At 39.0% G+C, this 18,895-nt stretch carries 14 protein-coding genes and 1 tRNA gene; 11 read left to right on the forward strand and 4 right to left on the reverse strand.

All coding sequences use genetic code 11. The features are described 5' to 3' along the window. The first annotated feature begins 6 nt into the window (after positions 1-6). From LV83_RS11125 to lpxB, 4 genes are all read left to right on the forward strand, one after another. Positions 7-3,474, forward strand: coding sequence for a S8 family serine peptidase (locus LV83_RS11125; protein ID WP_111611599.1), 3,468 nt, complete (start codon positions 7-9; stop codon positions 3,472-3,474). Then, positions 3,474-4,172 (forward strand): hypothetical protein, encoded by a 699-nt coding sequence (locus LV83_RS11130; protein ID WP_111611600.1) that lies wholly within the window; start codon positions 3,474-3,476, stop codon positions 4,170-4,172. Before LV83_RS11125 ends, LV83_RS11130 begins: the two co-directional genes overlap by 1 nt. 115 nt (positions 4,173-4,287) lie before the next feature. Beyond that, a complete protein-coding gene (locus LV83_RS11135; protein WP_111611601.1) occupies positions 4,288-4,707 on the forward strand; it encodes a 6-pyruvoyl trahydropterin synthase family protein in 420 nt (139 codons plus the stop codon). Positions 4,708-4,738: 31 nt separating this feature from the next. Next, entirely contained in the window at positions 4,739-5,857 is a 1,119-nt protein-coding gene (gene lpxB / locus LV83_RS11140) for a lipid-A-disaccharide synthase (protein ID WP_111611602.1), read from the forward strand. 30 nt (positions 5,858-5,887) lie between these two features. Here the strand turns inward: lpxB and clpX are convergent, their stop codons facing one another. The 4 genes from clpX to LV83_RS11160 all read right to left on the reverse strand — a co-directional run bounded on the left by clpX (position 5,888) and on the right by LV83_RS11160 (position 9,361). Continuing rightward, positions 5,888-7,114, reverse strand: a complete 1,227-nt coding sequence (clpX, locus tag LV83_RS11145; protein WP_111611603.1) for an ATP-dependent Clp protease ATP-binding subunit ClpX — start codon at positions 7,112-7,114, stop codon at positions 5,888-5,890. Beyond that, on the reverse strand, positions 7,114-7,788 hold the full coding sequence (locus tag LV83_RS11150) for a ClpP family protease (RefSeq protein ID WP_091691970.1): 675 nt from the start codon (positions 7,786-7,788) through the stop codon (positions 7,114-7,116). The genes clpX and LV83_RS11150 overlap by 1 nt, the downstream gene beginning before the upstream one ends. Before the next feature lie 75 nt (positions 7,789-7,863). Further along, the gene (gene tig / locus LV83_RS11155; protein WP_111611604.1) at positions 7,864-9,186 is read right to left on the reverse strand and encodes a trigger factor; all 1,323 of its coding nucleotides are present in this window, start codon (positions 9,184-9,186) and stop codon (positions 7,864-7,866) included. Between the two features lie 93 nt (positions 9,187-9,279). Next, positions 9,280-9,361: transfer RNA gene (locus LV83_RS11160), tRNA-Leu, on the reverse strand. Positions 9,362-9,516: 155 nt separating this feature from the next. Here LV83_RS11160 and LV83_RS11165 point away from each other — a divergent pair. From LV83_RS11165 to LV83_RS11195, 7 genes are all read left to right on the forward strand, one after another. Next, a complete protein-coding gene (locus LV83_RS11165; RefSeq protein ID WP_111611605.1) occupies positions 9,517-11,733 on the forward strand; it encodes a RelA/SpoT family protein in 2,217 nt (738 codons plus the stop codon). A gap of 54 nt (positions 11,734-11,787) precedes the next feature. After that, positions 11,788-12,261 carry a Fur family transcriptional regulator gene (locus LV83_RS11170; protein ID WP_111611606.1) on the forward strand — a complete coding sequence of 158 codons (474 nt, stop codon included), beginning with the start codon at positions 11,788-11,790 and terminating at the stop codon, positions 12,259-12,261. A gap of 93 nt (positions 12,262-12,354) precedes the next feature. Further along, entirely contained in the window at positions 12,355-12,696 is a 342-nt protein-coding gene (locus LV83_RS11175; RefSeq protein WP_111611607.1) for an STAS domain-containing protein, read from the forward strand. 136 nt (positions 12,697-12,832) lie between these two features. Next, positions 12,833-13,816, forward strand: a complete 984-nt coding sequence (locus LV83_RS11180; protein ID WP_245947037.1) for a DUF4221 family protein — start codon at positions 12,833-12,835, stop codon at positions 13,814-13,816. Between the two features lie 87 nt (positions 13,817-13,903). Next, the gene (locus tag LV83_RS11185) at positions 13,904-15,175 is read left to right on the forward strand and encodes an adenylosuccinate synthase (protein ID WP_111611626.1); all 1,272 of its coding nucleotides are present in this window, start codon (positions 13,904-13,906) and stop codon (positions 15,173-15,175) included. 98 nt (positions 15,176-15,273) lie between these two features. Further along, positions 15,274-17,619, forward strand: coding sequence for a PKD domain-containing protein (locus LV83_RS11190; RefSeq protein WP_111611609.1), 2,346 nt, complete (start codon positions 15,274-15,276; stop codon positions 17,617-17,619). After that, complete coding sequence (locus LV83_RS11195) at positions 17,619-18,641, forward strand: PorP/SprF family type IX secretion system membrane protein (protein ID WP_317046671.1); 1,023 nt, start codon at positions 17,619-17,621, stop codon at positions 18,639-18,641. The genes LV83_RS11190 and LV83_RS11195 overlap by 1 nt, the downstream gene beginning before the upstream one ends. Positions 18,642-18,895 lie beyond the last annotated feature (254 nt).

An 18,895-nucleotide genomic window follows, 5' to 3' on the forward strand; every position in this document is an offset into this window, starting at 1 on the left:
TGGTTTATGGATAAAAGATTGATGAGATCAATATTTGTAGTTTTGCTATTGGGTTTAAGCATTGCCTTTGTCAAAGCCCAACAGGTTGTCAATACTCCCTCTCTTTTGGAGGAACGGAATGTTATATCTAGGGATTTCAATTTAAATTTTCCTTCTTTCTTTCTTAATAAAGAAGCTTTAAAACAAAAAGCTAGTCAATTAGGTATTCCCTATCTGCTCAAACTACAAGATGGTCAAGTAGCGGAGCTTAATTATTTTGACGAAAGCAATGCACCCGTTTATTACACTACGTTTAACACTAGGGCTGCAATCACTACTTCTACCAACGCTCTTCAGCAAGGTGGGAGTCTGGCAGTGAATCTTTCAGGTAAAGGAATGACTGTTGGGATATATGATCAGACACGACCAAAGGCTGATCATATTGAATTCCAAGATCGACTAACTCAGATTGACGGTTCTACAGAGACGATTAGTAACCATGCAACGCATGTAGCGGGTACAATTATGGCAGCTGGGATTAATGCAAATGCTAAAGGCATGGCAAATGAAAGCACTGGTTGGGCTTTTAACTGGGAAAGTGATCTTTCCAAGATGAATTTAAATGCATATGATCCCATCACCAAAACGAACGGACATTTAGTTTCTAATCACTCCTATGGAATAGTTGTGGGTTGGTTTCGAAATGCCAGTAATGCTTGGGTTTGGTCAGGAAATGCATCAGTCGATCCTGATGAGGACTATCGATTTGGTTTTTATTCCTCTAAAAGTAGAGGTATTGATGAATTGGCTTTTGCTAAGCCTTATTATACGATTGTTTGGGCGGCAGGTAATGATAGATCTGATTCTGGTGATGGGACAAGAGATCCTGATGGCCCTGATGACACAATTGGACCGGAAGGGGTTGCTAAAAATGTAATAACAGTAGGAGCAGTCAGTAATATTAATGAATATACAGGTCCTCAGGATGTTGCGATAAGTAGTTTTTCCAGCGTTGGGCCAGTAGATGACGGTAGAATAAAACCAGATGTGGTGGGGATGGGTGTCAGTGTATTCAGCACTGCTATTGCAAATGGAGGCACAACGGATTCATATGCTTCACTCAGTGGTACTTCGATGGCATCACCAAATGTTACTGGATCGCTCTTGTTACTCCAACAACTGTTTGCGCAGCGAAATGCAGGTAGATATATGTGGGCATCGACTTTGAAAGCGCTCATGATAAATACCACCAAAGAAGCAGGGAATAATCCCGGTCCAGATTACGTATATGGATGGGGCTTGTTAAATACCAAAGGAGCAGCGGAAATTATTTTAAATGAAAACGGAAGCTCCGATGTGATTCGGGAGGAAAGTCTTGAACAGGGAGCTATTTTCGAAAATGAATTTGTATCGGATGGAGTTCAACCTATCCGAATCACAATTGCTTGGACTGATCCTGCTGGGAATCCAGCTTCGCCGTCTGTTAATCCTCAAAACTTGATGCTGGTAAATGATTTGGATTTAAGAATCATAGATGAAGAGGGTAAAACCTACTTTCCTTATACACTCAATCCGGCTGTTAGGCTTTCAGCTATCGCAGAAACGGATAAGGACAATTTTAGAGATAACGTCGAGCAGATTTACATTCCTAATCCAAAGCCTCAGCGCTATAAAGTAAGTGTAACTCATAAGGATGAATTGATAAACGGGGTACAGGATTTCTCCTATGTTATGAAGGCAGGAACTGCTGATGGAGCTGCAGAGACATTGTATTGGATAGGGAATTCCGGTGGAAATTGGAATAATCCATCTAACTGGTCAACAACTTCCAATGGTTCAGCTGCTGATAAGATCCCTTCTTTAGGAACTAGGGTTGTTTTTGAAGGGGCTGCTGCAAATTCTTTAGTAGTCAATTTTCCCGCAGATGCTAATGCCTTTAGCATAAATCTATTTGGCAGCCAATCAGTCTCGATGAATTTGAGTGGAAATGATATTGCAGTTTCTAATGGGTTTAGAGTTAGTAATCAACTTACCGAAATTAAAAATGGTCGAATTGTTTTTATTAATCCAACAATAAATGACCAGCTGGTTGAGTTAGGTAAAACAATGTTTGAAAATGTAGAATTAAATTTCCAATCTGGGAATTGGCAGTTATTGCAAGCGGAAAATCTGGATGAAGTTTCAGTTTCTAATGCAAATCTTAAAATTGCGATTCCACGATTGAGTTTAAACTCTCTTTCGCTTACTTCCTCATCGGAAATTTCGGGAGTTTTCCAGGAGATTGAATTCAAAACTGTTTTGTCTATTTCTAATAACTCAACTGTTAAAGAGGGAATTGATATAGAATTTAGTGGGGAAAGTGGCCTATTTGAAAATAATTCCTCAGGAGATTTTTCTAAACTTATTATAGGTTCTGGTGAATTGAATGTTTCTTCAGATGGTTTCAGAAATCTAGAAATTTTAAATGGTAAAATGATTCAAACTGCCCCTTCTATACAAGTGGAGGGTTTGACACTTGGTGCTGGTTCTCAGTTGGATTTGAACCAGTCAGGAGAAATCGCAGTGTTAAACACGATAACAGTTGACGCAACCTCTACTTCCAATGCTGAACTAACTTCCTCAGATAGGGGGACATTAATCCATGACGAGTATAAGAAATATTGCTTTGAAAATCTTAATATCTCCAATGTTGACCTAGAAGGTTCTGCGATAATCAATCTTGGCAGCAACGCTTCTCTTACAAATTCTGCAGGATGGCTAGCTCAAAATTGTGATGAAGTTTTGTTCGCTAATTTTGTTAGTAGTTTTACTTGTGTAGGAGCCGCATCTGAGTTTGAGAACCTAAGTGAAGGATCAATTTCTGAATATTTATGGGATTTTGGAGGAGTAGGTACTTCTACTGAAGTTGATCCTATATTCGTTTTTGACCAGCCAGGAGATTATCTGATTACGTTGACTATTACGAATGCTTCTGGATCTACGGAATTTGATCAATTGGTAACGGTAGTCGAAAATGACTTACTCAAGCCAAACATTGTCGTAAACGGGAATGTTCTCACATCCCAACAATCAGGATCTTCCTATCAGTGGTATCTCAATGATGTGAAATTAGAAGGTGCTACCAATAGATCCTTTGAAGCTACGAGTGATGGACGTTATCAAGTTGCAATCTTCGATGACGCTTGTAATCGGATCTCTGAACCAACTGTTATTTCTGCAATACCGGATAATGAGTCAGAATTAAGCCGGTTTGGCGTGTTTGTTGGTCCTATTCCAACAACAGACAAGTTGAATGTGACCATTTCCAATAACTATAGAGGTAATGTTGCAGTACAGCTTATAGACTTATCAGGTAGAATATACGTTTCCCAAAGTGCAAACAAATCTGATGATGAATTGAATTTTGAACTTTTAATGACCGGTCCATCAGGGTTGTATATCCTGAAGATTAATACAAATAATTTGACACTTAATAAAAAAGTAATTAAAAACTAATGAAAAATATCCTACTGATTGCAAGTCTATTTTGTTCCAATCTTGCAGTAGCACAAATTTCTAATATAAATATGAATGGAGCTCCTGCCCGGTTAAATTCATACACTGAAATCGATGGTTCTCCTTACCTTTTCGATGATTGGTCAACAGCTGATATAGGGTTTACCAATGCTGGACTAAAAGAGAAAGTTTCATATAAATTTAATATTCATGACAATGAGTTAGAAGTAATCAATGAAGCTGGTAATAAAATTTATCTGAATAAGGATTTTGTGGAATATGCAATTTTGACTAGACCCTCACTTCAGTTGATCAATAATAACGAAGGAATGTTAACCAGTTTGTTGGTTAAAAAAGGGTTTGAAATTGTTCCAAATCTGGGGCCAAATGATTTAGTGAATGTAATTGCAGAGGGAAAAAATTATACGTTGATCAGGAGATTTTATTCTGATTTGGTAACACCTCCGAAAAATAGTTATGCTGTGACGGCTGGTAGAATGTTCGTGTTTGAGGAGAGCTTTTACTTGATAGATTCTGACGAAAACGTCCAGAGTGTTCGGAATAACACTAGAAATATTCTCAAAGCGCTGCGTGAAAAGGATCAGGATATTGGGAAGGAAATCGTGAAAAAAAATGACCTTAATCTTGGGAGAGAGGATCACTTGACGATTTTCTTTCAAAAACTTAACGAATTATAATCTATTTTGAATGCTTAAGCCCGACATCAATCGGGCTTTTCTTTTGGTGTTCAAGGGCTAGTCTTTCGATTAATATGTACTTTTTGGCTAACTTCGCCCCGAATTTCAGAATGCTATGATTTACGTTTGTAGAAAAGAACACTTCAATGCAGCCCACAAGCTGTGGAATCCGAAGTGGTCAGATGAGAAAAATGTTGAAGTATTTGGACCTTGCGCCAATGTCAATTGGCATGGACACAATTTTGAGTTGATCGTGATGGTAAAAGGGCTTCCAGATCCAGAAACAGGATTTGTGGTGGACCTAAAGAAGCTAAGTACCATTATCCGAAACTTGGTGATTGAAAAAGTGGATCACAAAAACCTGAATGTAGATGTCGATTTTATGCAAGGGAAACTGGCCAGCTGTGAAAATCTGATTATGGAGTTCTGGAAAATACTTGAACCAGCCGTTTCAGAGATCACATCCCAAGGAGGGCTTCATAAGCTTACACTGTACGAGACTCCACGGAATTTTGTGGAGTATCTTGGCGAGTGATTTTTAGAGTTTGAAATTTAAAATTTAAAATTTGAAATCCCGCAAACTGTACATCATCTCCGGCGAACGATCAGGTGATCTGCATGCCTCCAATTTGGTGAGATCTCTATTCGAGATAAATTCAAATTTGAATATTCGTGGGATGGGAGGTAGCTATTCCAAAGATGCTGGAGTAGATATAGCGGTAGACTACGCTGAGGTGGCTTTGATGGGGTTTTTGGAAGTTGCCTTAGGGTTTCGCAAAGTCCTAAAATATCTCAAACTGGTAAAGAATGATATTTTGTCATTTAGTCCAGATGCGATCATTCTAGTGGATTACGGCGGGTTTAATATGAAAATCGCATCGTTTGCCACAAAGAATGATATTCCAGTTCATTATTATATTCCGCCCAAAGTATGGGCTTGGAATCAGAAAAGAGCTCTTAAGCTAAAAGCCTACACGGACCACATCTACTCTATTTTACCTTTTGAGCCAATTTTTTTTGAAAAGTACGATTTGAAAATCCATTATGTGGGGAATCCACTTTTGGATGAGATTTCTAAGTTTTCTCCACATGAATTTTTCTTTCAGAAGAATGAGCTAAGCTACCAGCCTATTATTGCTTTATTGCCAGGAAGCCGGGCTCAAGAAATCAACGCCATGCTTGTTCGGATGGTTGAGTTAGTGAAAGAGTTTCCAAATGCTCAATTTGTGATTGCAGGAGTTGGAGATCTTGGCTCAGCTATCTATCAGCGCGGTATTGATGCAGGTATTCGTGTGATCTTCGATCAAACGTATGATCTATTATCTCATTCCATTGCCGCGGTGGTAACTTCGGGGACAGCAACATTGGAGGCCGCTCTTTTTAGAGTTCCTCAGATAGTGGTCTATCGGACTAGTTCCATTTCCTATGCAATCGCGAAAAATTTGATCAGAGTACCATACATTTCATTAGTAAATCTAATCGCCGATAAAGAAGTAGTAAAGGAACTTATTCAAGATGATTTTTCTGTTCTAAACCTCAAAACTGAGCTTAAACAGATTTTAGGAAATCAAGTTTACAAAGGCCATATGCTTCAAGGGTACGATCTCATCAAAGAAAGACTTGGAGAACAAAGTGCTTCAGAGACAACTGCTAGGCTGATTCTAAATAGTTTAAATCAAAAATAAACCCTGCCTCGGTGAAGCTGGGTTTATGTTTTATGCTACTTGCAGTCGCTTAAACTTCGACTTATCAAATTTCTCATGCGCATATTTCGCATCTATGATTAATTCCTTGATCGAATCATCTGATGGTATGTCATACATCGCATCCGTAATAATAGCTTCGCAAATTGACCTCAACCCTCTTGCTCCCAGATTGAATTCAACCGCCTTTTCCACAATAAAATCAACGCCACTTTCTTCAAAGGTCACGGTAACTCCCTCGTAGTTAAGAAGCTTTGCGTATTGCTTTACCAAAGCATTCTTTGGCTCGGTGAGAATTCTTTTCAATGCGTCTGCATGCAGTGGATCCAAATGAGTCAAAACAGGAAGTCGTCCTATGAGCTCTGGGATCAACCCGAAAGCTTTCAAATCCTGAGCAGTTACGTATTGTAACAGGTTTTCACGATCTGCAACAGCATCTGCTGCTGCTTTGCTGAAGCCCATTGGTTGAGTGTTTAACCTTTTACCGATGTGTCTCGAGATTCCATCAAATGCACCTCCGCAGATGAATAGGATATTCTCAGTATTAACAGCAATCATTTTTTGGTCAGGATGCTTACGCCCTCCTTGTGGAGGTACGTTCACAATAGTTCCCTCCAAGAGCTTAAGCATTGCCTGCTGCACTCCTTCACCACTAACATCACGCGTGATGGAAGGGTTATCAGATTTTCTTGCGATTTTATCCAACTCATCAATATAGACTATACCTCTTTCAGCAGCTTCTACATTATAATCAGCAGCTTGAAGTAGCCTAGTCAGGATACTTTCGACATCTTCTCCTACATATCCAGCTTCAGTCAATACTGTCGCATCCGCTATGCAGAATGGGACCTCTAAGGTTTTAGCTAGGGTCTTGGCGAGATAGGTTTTGCCTGTTCCAGTATCACCCACCATGATGATGTTAGATTTCTCAATTTTTACTTCATCATTTTCATCCTTTTGAAAAAGGCGCTTGTAATGGTTGTATACCGCCACCGTCAAAACTTTCTTTGCATCTTCCTGACCAATGACATATTGATCAAGATAGCTTGTGAGTTCTTTCGGTTTTTTGAGTTTGATTTTAGGTTTTGCATCTCCTGGCTTCTTGGCTTTATCTTCTTCGCCAAGAATCATATGAGCTTGATCAATGCAGAAATTACAGATGTGCGCGGAAATGCCCGACACCATGAGATCTACATCTTTCTTATTTCTACCGCAAAAGGAGCAGGTAACTTGAGCCATTATTTTGGTTTTTTAACTAATACTTCATCGATTAGGCCGTAAGCTTTTGCTTCAGGCGCTTTCATCCAATAATCCCTTTCCGAATCCTTTTCGATCTGTTCTGGGGTTTTGCCCGTATGCTCGGAAAGAATTCCATACAACTCTTCACGCATAGAAAGAATTAATTTCAAGGATATTTCCATATCAGTGGATTTACCTTGCATTCCTCCAGAAGGCTGATGAATCATCACTCTGGAATGTTTCAGTGCTGATCTTTTGCCAGCTGCACCTCCTGCAAGCAAAACAGCTCCCATAGAAGCGGCTATTCCTGTACAGATTGTCGCTACATCAGGGCTGATAAACTGCATCGTATCATAAATACCCAAACCGGCAGTCACCGATCCTCCTGGGCTGTTGACATAAAGTAACACATCTTTTTTAGAATCTACTGATTCTAGGAAAAGTAGTTGGGCCACGATAATGTTTGCGATGTGATCATCTACACCAGTTCCTAGGAAGATGATACGGTCCATGATCAATCTGGAGAATACGTCAATCTCTCTGAAATTTTGAGGTCGCTCTTCGATTACAGAGCGAGTCATGTTTTCAATATGTTGCGTGTACTGGTCAAAAGCAGTACCGCTTACGCCTTGATTATGAATGGCATATTTCCGGAATTCTTCTTTGTTAATCATCTTTTGAGTATGTTGTGGTAAGCAAAAATAAAAAAAGCCCTTTAATAAGAGCTTTTTTATGATGATTTAAGCGAATTACTTATCTAAAAGTTCCTTGAATTCGTCAATCGTGATATCCTTTTCTTTCACACTGATTTTGTCCAAAGCAAAAGCAAGAACTTTTTCATTCTGAATAGATGTAAGCATGTTCATATAGTTCTGACCCTCTTCACCTTTAAGGTAATTATCAACGAACATATCCATGCTGTCTTCCATTTGTGCTCCAAGACCTGAAGCTGCGAATTGTTCACGAACCATTTGCTTGGTTTTCTCGATCACTTCTTCATGCTCAGCTTTTACTTCGTTCTTTGTAGCGATCTCATTAGAGATTAATGACCAAGTTAATTGTTTTGCGTAGATCGGGAATTCCTTCTCTATATCTTCAGCAGTTACTTTGCCTTCATTAGCAATCATCAACCATTCTTTTAAGAAAGTCTCTGGAAGATCCACTTTCGCAGCATCTGTCAATACTTTCTTCAATTCCTCTTCAGTAAATACTTTAGATTCCTTGTCATAGTTTGCCTGAAGTGTCTCACGTACCTTAGTGATGAATTCTTCTTCTGTAGAAACTTGATCAGGACCGAAGATCTTGTCGAAGAACTCTTGGTTCATTTCTGCAGTCTCTTTTCTATTGATGTTTTTTACAGTCAAGGTAAAAGTTCCATCAAGATCAGCTGATTCCTCTTCGCTTAATCCGAAAGCTTCCTCCCACTGACCTTTCTTCACATCTTTTGCTTCGAATTCTACGACAGCTTCTTTACCTAATCCAACAAATTTGCCAGCAAGTTTCTTAGTGATTTTAGTCAAATCCAAAGAAACAGTTTTTTCAAAAGAACCTTCAGCAGCTTTCAAGTCTCCATAGATATGATCGCCCTCTTCGCTTACTTCAGGATTGGTACTGTTACCGTATTGTGACTTTAGGTTGTCAAGAGTTTCATTGACTAACTTATCATCTACTTTGATGGAATACTTTGTTGCTTTGATTTTTGGATCAAGCGTGAGATCAACATTTTCTACGAATCCGATCTTGTAATCAAATTCGAAATCTTTCTGAGTTTTCCAATCGATAGCTCCTTGGTCCTGAGGAAGCGGATCACCTAGAATTTTGAAAGTTTGCTCTTTTAAGTAAGTATTCAGTGATTCGCTAAGGATACTGTTGATTTCCTCTACAAGTACAGAAGTACCGTACATGCCTTTCACCATAGACATAGGAGCCTTTCCAGGTCTGAATCCTTTGATGTTAGATTTTTTGGCAAAGTCCTTAAGTTTTGCGTCAACCTTAGGTTGGTAATCTGCTTCGTTTAATTTAATTTTAATTAAAGCTTGATTTGCTGAATGCTTGTCTTGTGTGATTTCCAAAGCTCAAAATTTAATAATGAAGATTAACTAAAAACCCCCAATCCCATCCCTGTTTTTGAAGACAGTTGAGTGATTGAGGGTTCGGTATTTAAGTGCGGATAGAGGGACTCGAACCCCCATGCCTCGCGGCGCTAGATCCTAAGTCTAGTGCGTCTACCAATTTCGCCACATCCGCAATACGTACAAATTAGAATAGAATATTGATTCCAAATCCAATTGTGGATGCAAATGTAGGTACTATTAAATAAAATGCAATAGCATTCAAAAAAAAATATTTAACATTTGATACAAAATGAGTCTCTGCACATTTTTGTGTTAAATTCCTCCTGTATGATTGAAGTGGACATAGAAGAAGAAAGAAAAGAAATACTCAAACGCTACCGAAGGCTATTGAGACAGGCAAAGCCCATTCTTAAACCAGGTGATGCAAAACTTATAAAAAGGGCATTTAATGTGTCTCTTGAGGCTCATAAAGATATGCGTCGGAAATCTGGTGAGCCCTATATCTATCATCCTCTTGAGGTCGCGCTCGTTTGCGTGGAAGAAATCGGGTTGGGGACAACTTCCATCGTGTCAGCCTTGCTGCACGACGTTGTTGAAGATACCGATTGGGAGCTTGAGGACATTGAGCGAGAGTTTGGTTACAAGGTCATGACCATCATAGACGGCCTCACCAAGATCGCTGGAGTTTTTGAATATGGAAGCTCTCAGCAAGCGGAGAATTTCCGAAAAATGCTTCTCACGCTCTCTGATGATGTGCGTGTGATTCTAATCAAACTTGCTGATCGACTCAATAATATGAGGACGCTGGCCAGTATGCCTAGGCACAAGCAGCTTAAGATTGCATCTGAGACCATGTACCTCTACGCCCCGTTGGCTCACCGACTAGGCCTTTACTCCATCAAATCTGAATTGGAGGATTTGTATTTGAAGTATACAGACACCGCTACTTATAAGGATATTGTCTTCAAAATCAATGAATCCAAATCTTATAGAAATAAATTTATCAGAAGTTTTATCCTACCGATAGAGGAGGAGTTGAATAGGACTGGGTTGGACTTCACGATTAAAGGCAGGCCAAAATCTGTTTTCTCCATATATAATAAGATGAAAAAGCAGGGAATTCCTTTTGAGGAGGTATATGACCTATTTGCTATTCGTATTATTTTGGATAGTGACTTAGAAAGTGAGAAAGCTGACTGCTGGCAGGTGTATTCCATTGTGACTGATTTCTACAGACCAAACCCTGATCGACTTCGGGACTGGATCAGTACCCCACGTTCGAATGGGTATGAATCGCTCCACACCACAGTTATGAGCGGAACAGGTCAATGGGTGGAAGTTCAGATTCGAACCGAGAGAATGGATGAAATAGCTGAGCGTGGTTATGCTGCCCATTGGAAATACAAAGACAAGGAAAATTCAAAAGGACCTTCGGGCTTAGACGACTGGATTACCCAAGTTCGAGGACTCCTCGAATCCAATGATGGGAATGCCATAGAATTCATGGATGATTTCAGAGGGAATCTGTTCCATGACGAAGTCTTTGTATTTACTCCAAAAGGGGATTTGAAGGTGTTGCCGTTTGGTTCCACAGCGCTGGATTTTGCTTTTGAAATTCACACCGAAGTAGGGGCTAAGTGTATTGGTGCAAAAGTTAATCAACGACTTGTTCCAATTTCTCATAAGTTAAAAAATGGAGATCAGGTAGAAATACTGACCTCAAATAAGCAGAAGCCTACTGAAGATTGGCTAAATAATGTCGTAACTACCCGAGCTAAGGCTAAAATTAAAGATGCGCTCCGAGAGGATAAAAAGTCTGCAATTCTGGACGGGAAAGAAATAGTTCAGCGAAAAATGAAGCAGATGAAGATGGAATTCAACTCTGAATCTGTGGAAAAGCTACGGGCATATTTTGAACTTAAAACTGCCAATGAATTTTATTTTCGGGTGGGAATAGGCGCGATTGACCCAACTTCGATTAAATCCTTCAAGGATTTCAAAGCAACTCAGAAACTCCAGAACAAGTCTACACAGGAAAAAGTAAGGGATGAATCTACATTTACCAAAGAAATAAAAAGTCTTAAGGGACCAGATCACGATCAGTTGCTGATAGGAGAGGATATGGACGTTGTCGATTACATTTTGGCGAAATGCTGCAATCCTATCCCCGGAGATGACGTTTTTGGTTTTGTGACTGTAAATGAAGGGATTAAAATCCACCGAACCTCTTGTCCAAATGCTTTGGAATTACTTTCCAATCACGGAAATCGGGTGATTAAAGCCAGATGGACAAGTCAGAAAGAAATAGCCTTCTTGGCAGGTTTACGAATTCTAGGTACGGATAGAGTAGGATTGATTAATGATGTGACTAAGGTGATTTCAAATGAACTGAAAGTGAATATGCGTTCAATCACCGTTGATTCTGATGCTGGTATTTTTGAAGGAACAATTAAGCTTTATGTTCATAGTACAGAGCATCTTGACAAGCTAATAGAAAATCTTGTAGAAGTGGATGGAATCTTAAAGGTTTCAAGGTTTGATTGATGCAATGAATCTTTTCTTACTTACAAAAGTTATATTTGAAAAAATACCCAACTAATGGCTTTGAATACAACCCACTTCGAAGAGGTAAAGAAGATATTTACAGCTTATCTTGAAACTAAAAAGCTCCGAAAGACACCTGAGCGATATGCTATCCTCGAAGAAATTTACTCCCGAACCGGACACTTTGATGTAGAGTCTCTATACATCAGCATGAAAAACAAGAATTACCGAGTTAGTAGGGCTACTGTTTATAATACTTTAGATCTTTTGGTCGAATGTGACCTGGTTACCAAACATCAGTTTGGTCAAAATCTCGCGCAATTTGAAAAGTCTTATGGGTACAAGCAGCATGATCACTTGATTTGTACAGATTGTAATAAAGTGCTGGAATTTTGCGATCCTAGAATCCAAAATATCCAAAATACGGTTGGGGATATTTTGAATTTTAAAGTGCTTCACCACTCTCTAATTTTGTATGGTAATTGTACCAAAGAGATTTGTGAAAACAGAAAAGTAGAAACCACATAAAATTGAGTTAGCCAGAGGCATGACTTAATAGTTGTCAAGGGAGATGATCATTTCCAATGCGAGATTTTTCAAAAAAAGACTAATTATCATTATATGAAACTGACTTATACTACAAGCAAAGATCAAATTGCAAATTACCTTTTTATCCAAGGTGATTTGATAGGTGACGAAGTAGGCCCCCAATTGGTTGAAGTCGTTTCGGATGCAATAGAAGAAGGGGCGAAAAAATTTGTGGTCGACCTGAGTGAAGTGCGTTATATCAGTTCCAGTGGAATTGGACTGTTGATCACTATGCTTACAAAAATGAGAAATAAAGATGGAGAAGTTTATCTGACTGCACCATCTGAACATGTGAAGAAATTGCTGATAATCACCAAGCTGAATAATATTTTCACTGTTTTTGAATCTATAGATGAATTTAAAAAGAAGATGTAGTTCCTTTTATTGTCTATTAATTATTTGTTTTTCCTGTTCTGAGAAGCCAATCTCGGAACAGGGCTATGTATTGGAGGTTTCTGACCGCAAAGAGTTTTTTATAGGAGATGGAGGCCTTACTTCTGACGGATATCATATGGTTTTTCTTGATTCCTCTAAAACCAAGGGTACCATTTATAATAGAATTGCCCATTCATTGGACAGTATTTTTATTTGTGCTGATTCGGCTTGGTCTCAGGACGGTGATATTATGGAAACCGAGGGGCCTTCAGGGGTAGGTACAGTATTTACCTATTTTAGTACACCAAAATTTAATGTATTCATTAATAGCCAGCAATTTTTCAGACAGAAGATTCAAACCGAGGAGGTGTCAAGTAAATTTTTACAAGAATATGGGGTTTTTGGAGATTTGGAATACCCTGCCTTAGCTATTTCTGGAGGATCTAGGGAATTAACCGGTTTGGATAGAAATGATAATATTGGATATTTTATCTATGATTATGAAAACCGAATCAAGGTAATTGGATATAGTGTAGATCAAGATTCCATGTTTAATCTGCCAGTGGCTTTAGACTCGTCTCGTTATTATAATACTAGGTTTAATGTTAAATGGAAAGGCTTGACGTTAGGAGGGGGCGATGAACCGCAACTGAGCGTTTTTAGGAATAAACTAGTGGTGAGCTATCCTAGTTTTAGTGATATTTTAATTTATGATTTAAATTCAGGTTTACACCATACATATACTTTCGAATCCAAGTTTTTTCCATCTCAAAAAAGAAGACCCGAAAACTATAAAGACGAAGTTGATTCTGGAGAGTTATTATGGGAATGGCAAGAAGCTTGGCGCAATCAAGTTAGATTCGGATCGATTAGTTTCATTGAAGATTTCAATGTTTATGTCAGGGCTGTTAAAGGGGAAGGAAAGAAGGATGCGTTGCTTTTTTTGGAAGTTTTTGATTCAAATTTCAAAAAGGTAGGAGAGCTAAATTTGTCAGAAATTAATCAGGATTTATCGACCACTTTCATAAATACCAAGTATGGTTTGATGTTTAGTGCCAAAGATCAGCCAGAAGAAGATGTCATGTATTATTATTATGTCAATCTGAATGAAGAGAAATAATTACCATCTTTCTCTTGGTTTTCTATGGGCTTATCGCAAATTTCACGCTTCAAAAAGTCAAGTGTAACAGATAAGACCGCACATCAAATGAAGATGGATGTACTTCTAGGTCTCCAGTGGGGAGATGAAGGAAAAGGAAAAATAGTGGACGTATTAGCGCCTGAGTATGAAATTGTAGCCCGTTTTCAAGGTGGTCCAAATGCTGGGCACACCCTAGAATTTGACGGAATAAAGCACGTTTTACATCAGATTCCTTCAGGGATATTTCGCTCACAGATACTGAATATAATAGGAAATGGGGTCGTTCTGGATCCTATTGTCCTTAAAAGAGAAATCGACGGATTAGGTAAATTCTCGATTGATTACATGAAAAATCTAGTGATCTCAAAGAAAGCTACGATCATCATTCCAACTCATAAATTGCTAGATGCCGCTTCGGAGAAATCCAAAGGAGATAAGAAGATTGGTTCTACTTTAAAAGGTATTGGACCAACTTATCAGGATAAGATTGGAAGAACCGCACTTCGTGTTGGGGATATTCTTAGCCCTGATTTCAAAGAGAAGTATGAGGCACTTGTTGCTAAGCATAAAACCACACTTTCATTCTATAGCCATCCATTGGATGAATTGCCTGCGATGGAAGAGCAATTCTTCGCTGCAGTTGAGTTTTTCAAAACCTTAAATCTAATCGATAGCGAATATGTAGTAAATGAAGCGCTGGATTCCAAAAAGAGAATCCTGGCTGAAGGAGCTCAAGGCTCACTGCTAGATGTGGATTTTGGTAGCTATCCATTTGTGACAAGTAGCAGCACTATGGCTGCAGGAGCTTGTACAGGTTTAGGAGTTGCGCCATCCAAAATCGGTGAAGTTTTCGGGATTTTCAAAGCATACTGCACCCGAGTTGGTAGCGGACCTTTCCCTACTGAATTATTCGATCAGGATGGTGAGGACATGAGAAAGGAAGGGAATGAATTTGGAAGTACTACAGGTCGACCAAGAAGATGTGGCTGGTTAGATCTGCCTGCTCTTCGTTATTCCATCATGATCAATGGCGTTACTCAGCTTTTCATGATGAAAGGTGACGTTTTGAATATATTTGAGCAAATCAAAGTCTGTACTCATTATGAACTTCCATCTGGAGAGAGAATTGACAAATTGAGTTTTGAGATTACTGAGCAGGAAGTTTCACCGGTTTACAAAACAATGAAGGGATGGAACTGCTCTTTAGAGAATATTCATTCTTATGACAGCTTCCCTACAGAATTGAAGGATTATGTAGAATACTTGGAGACAGAATTAAATGTGCCAATCAAATTAGTTTCTGTAGGTCCAGATCGTACACAGACAATCATTCGCTAATCAAAAGCAAACAATAGTTGGAGCCCTTGATATTAATTCAAGGGCTTTTTTATTTCTATGTGTTTATAGTGTATTTTGGTCATCCAAAATAATTCAACTTGAATAGAATTTTACGCCTTCCTCTTTTACTTTTTCTTTTTGCTTTCGCTTTTAATGCAAAAGGGCAAGTAGGGTTTCCGTATTGTGAGACTTTTGCTGATCAAGAATCTGTAGGAGCAGAAACCATTTTTGGAGGAAATGCTAGAATGGAGAATGGTGTTCTCCGTTTGACTGATGCACAAAGAGAACAAAATGGCTACGTGTATATTGATATACCTTTTTCTCCAGCATATGGGATAAAGACCTCCTTTGAATATTTCATGTATGGTGGAAGTGGTGCAGATGGATTAACAGTTTTTCTGTTTGATGCCGCTGTTCAAAACTTCAGGATTGGTGGATTTGGAGGCTCTTTTGGATACGCACAGAGGGGCAGTACTCCAGGAATGACCGGTGCATATTTGGGGATTGGCTTTGATAGCTTTGGGAATTTCAGTAATAACAGCGAAGGAAAGATTGGAGGGTTCAATGGTTCTCCCAATGGGTTATATCCAAACAGTATATCCATTAGAAAAGGTGGATCTGGATTAAACGGATATGAATTTATCGGTGGGAAAATGACTTTGGATCCGCCGACGGGCCCTTTAGGTTTAGCGTTAGATGTGGAATTTCAATTTCCACTAAGCTCTGGGGGACAAGGTACTACAAGAGTAACAGACCCAGCTGTTCCAGGGTACCGAAAAGTGTTTTTGGAGTTAGAGCCTAATCCAACAGGTATAGGGTATATCTTGAAAATGGAAATGGTAGTCACCACCCTTGCAAATGAACCTAGGACTATTACAATTTTTCCAGGCATTCCATTTCCATATGAGCCTCCAAAGAACCTAAAAATAGGGTTCGCAGCATCTACTGGAGGTGAAACAAATATCCATGAAATTAGAAATTTGATAGTGGAAGTGTCCAATGATGAAGGCTTGCAAAATCCATCAGGAGTTGATTTCTCTGATTTTGCTTCATGTGAAGGACAGGAAAATACCTATTACATCACTGATGAAGAAGTGATTTTACCTAATGAGAATAGTGAGATAAGATGCTTACAGTTTTATGCATCTTTGGAAGATATTGAAGAGGAAAGTGACGATATCTGCGCTCAAGGAAAATGTCGTGAAGAGAATAGAGTTTTGGAATTGCCGGAAGGGACCTTTACAGCCGGATCTGATGGTGGAGACTTTACATTTTTTCCAAATGAAGGCTTCACAGATCAAAGTGTAACTGTTTATTACACCATTACAGATACCTACGGAAAAAGCTCCGAGGGAAATGCCATGACTTTGAAAATTCAAGAATCTCCGGAACCGATAAGTATATATGAGAATGGGAATCTAGAGATAGTAGAAGAAGTAAGGTTGTGTGGCGGAGAATCGGTAACTCTCACCTCTATGGGAGGTGAAATCTATGAGAGATACGAGTGGTATAAGGACGATGAGCTAATTACCGGAGCAACCTCCGAGCAATATTCTGCTAGCTCAGTTGGTGAATATGTGGTTAAAGCCTACAACAGAAAAAACTGTCCAGCCATTTCCAATTCGATTTTGGTGAGTTTCCCGGAGTTTCCGGATTTCGGATTTGAATCACCAGTTGTGGGTTGTGTTCCCGGGGAGACTGTGGATGTGACTAAAAGTATTTCGAATTATGATCCTTTTACGTTTGATTATAAGCTCTCTGGTGGAGGAGAAACGTTTTTGGATGATGAGATGAAGGAAATATCTGTCTCTGGTGAGTACCAATTGCAGATTAAGCATGCAGACTTAGATTGTTATTCCTCTCCGGAACCTATACAAGTTGTAATACTTCAAGAGGAACTCATTGCTAATTTTTCATTTGAAATAAGAGGGACAGGTGTAAAAGGAGAAGAAGATGGTGGGTTCTTTCCAGACGATGTGTTTCAATTTAGAGACTTGTCTCCCAATGGTGCAGAAAGCTGGAGTTGGGATTTCGGGGACGGGTCTGTATCCACTGAGAAAAACCCTACCCATGTTTATGGTAAAAAAGGTGAATTTGATGTGGTGCTAACTGTCACCAATATGTGGGGTTGTGAAGCGTCTTTGACTCAAAGAGTGTCAATTATTCGAAGCTATAGGATAATGTTTCCTACAGGCTTTACTCCCTTAAGCAACTCAAACCAATTTTTTCTACCAAAATTCAAAGGACTTATTTCAGGAGAGTTAATGATTTTTAATACTTGGGGAGATCTGATTTTTCAAACCGATGACTTGAACACCCCCGGTTGGGATGGGAAACTGGATGATAAATTATTGGATGCAGGATTCTATGTCTATAGATATGATGCAATAGCTACAGATGGAGAGAAAGTGACTCGGTCTGGTAAATTCAAATTAATCAGATAGTGAATAGAATTTGCCTAACTATATCATTCCTACTACTTCTAGTTATGAAGGTTCAAAGTCAAGATGTGCAGTATTCGCAATTTTATGCAAACCCTTTTTACTTGAATCCTGCTTTGGCTGGTAGCACTGAGCTATCGAGGGTGGGGGTTAATTTCCGGAACCAATGGCCCGCCTTAGATCAAAGTTTTATTGCATACACTGCGTATGCAGATCACTTTTCTAAAAAATATAACTCTGGATTTGGGGTGGTAATTTCAGGAGCAAGAGAATCCTTCACTCAAAGTAGTACGGATGAGATTGGCTTAGCCTACAGCTATAGGCTAAGATTAGGAGAAAATCGATTTTTACACGTAGGGGCTCAAGGGAGTTTGTTGTCTAGAGATGTCCTTTTTGATCAAGTGATTTTAGGGACTCAATTAGATATAGATAAAGGAGTAATCCTGGGAGAACCTGGGCAAGGATTTACTGGAGACAGTAGGGTGCGAGCTGCAGATCTTAATGCAGGGCTATTATATTATGAAGAGAAATTTTGGATAGGTTTTTCAGCTTTCCATCTTTTGAAACCTCAGATTAGTTATTTGGAGATTAACTCAAACAAACTTCCGATTAAGTATTCAATACATGGTGGAGTTAGATTTGACCTAGCTCCAGGATATATTAATGATTTTTTCAATAATACAGATCAAGAGAGGTCGCTGGCATTAGCTTTTAATTATAAGTCACAGGGAGCTTTTGATCAACTTGATATTGGTGCTGAGTTTTATTTCGAGCCATTAATACTTGGGTTTTGGTATAGAGGACTTCCTACGAAATATAATTTACCCAACAGTGAGTCTTTAGTAGGACTTATAGGAGTTGAATTAGATTCGGGTTTGGATTTTGGCTATAGCTATGATTTTTCTATTTCAAAGTTAGGTCAAAGAGTATCAGGTGGGGCACATGAGATTTCTGTGAGGTATGTTTTTTCTTCAAAAGACCCAAGAAAAAAGTATTACCCTGAGCTGCCAACCTTCAGGTATTAAATTCAATTCTCTATAGGCGACATATTATTTCGGTAAATTTCATGCTTACAGAATTTACCGCTTTTACCAAATGTTTTGCTTAGGCTAGATAGGCATTTTTATTTTGTAAAACTTTTCTTGGTCTCTATCAGCAGCTTATCTCGGTGGGGGTTTAAATCTCAAATATTCTCTTGCCCTTAAAATAAAAAGGTAGATATTTGCACTCCCAAACGACGCAGACGGTGTCAGGGAAGCGGCTGAAGCTAGCTGTTGAG

The sequence above is a fragment of the Algoriphagus yeomjeoni genome, from assembly GCF_003259505.1.
Taxonomy (GTDB): domain Bacteria; phylum Bacteroidota; class Bacteroidia; order Cytophagales; family Cyclobacteriaceae; genus Algoriphagus; species Algoriphagus yeomjeoni.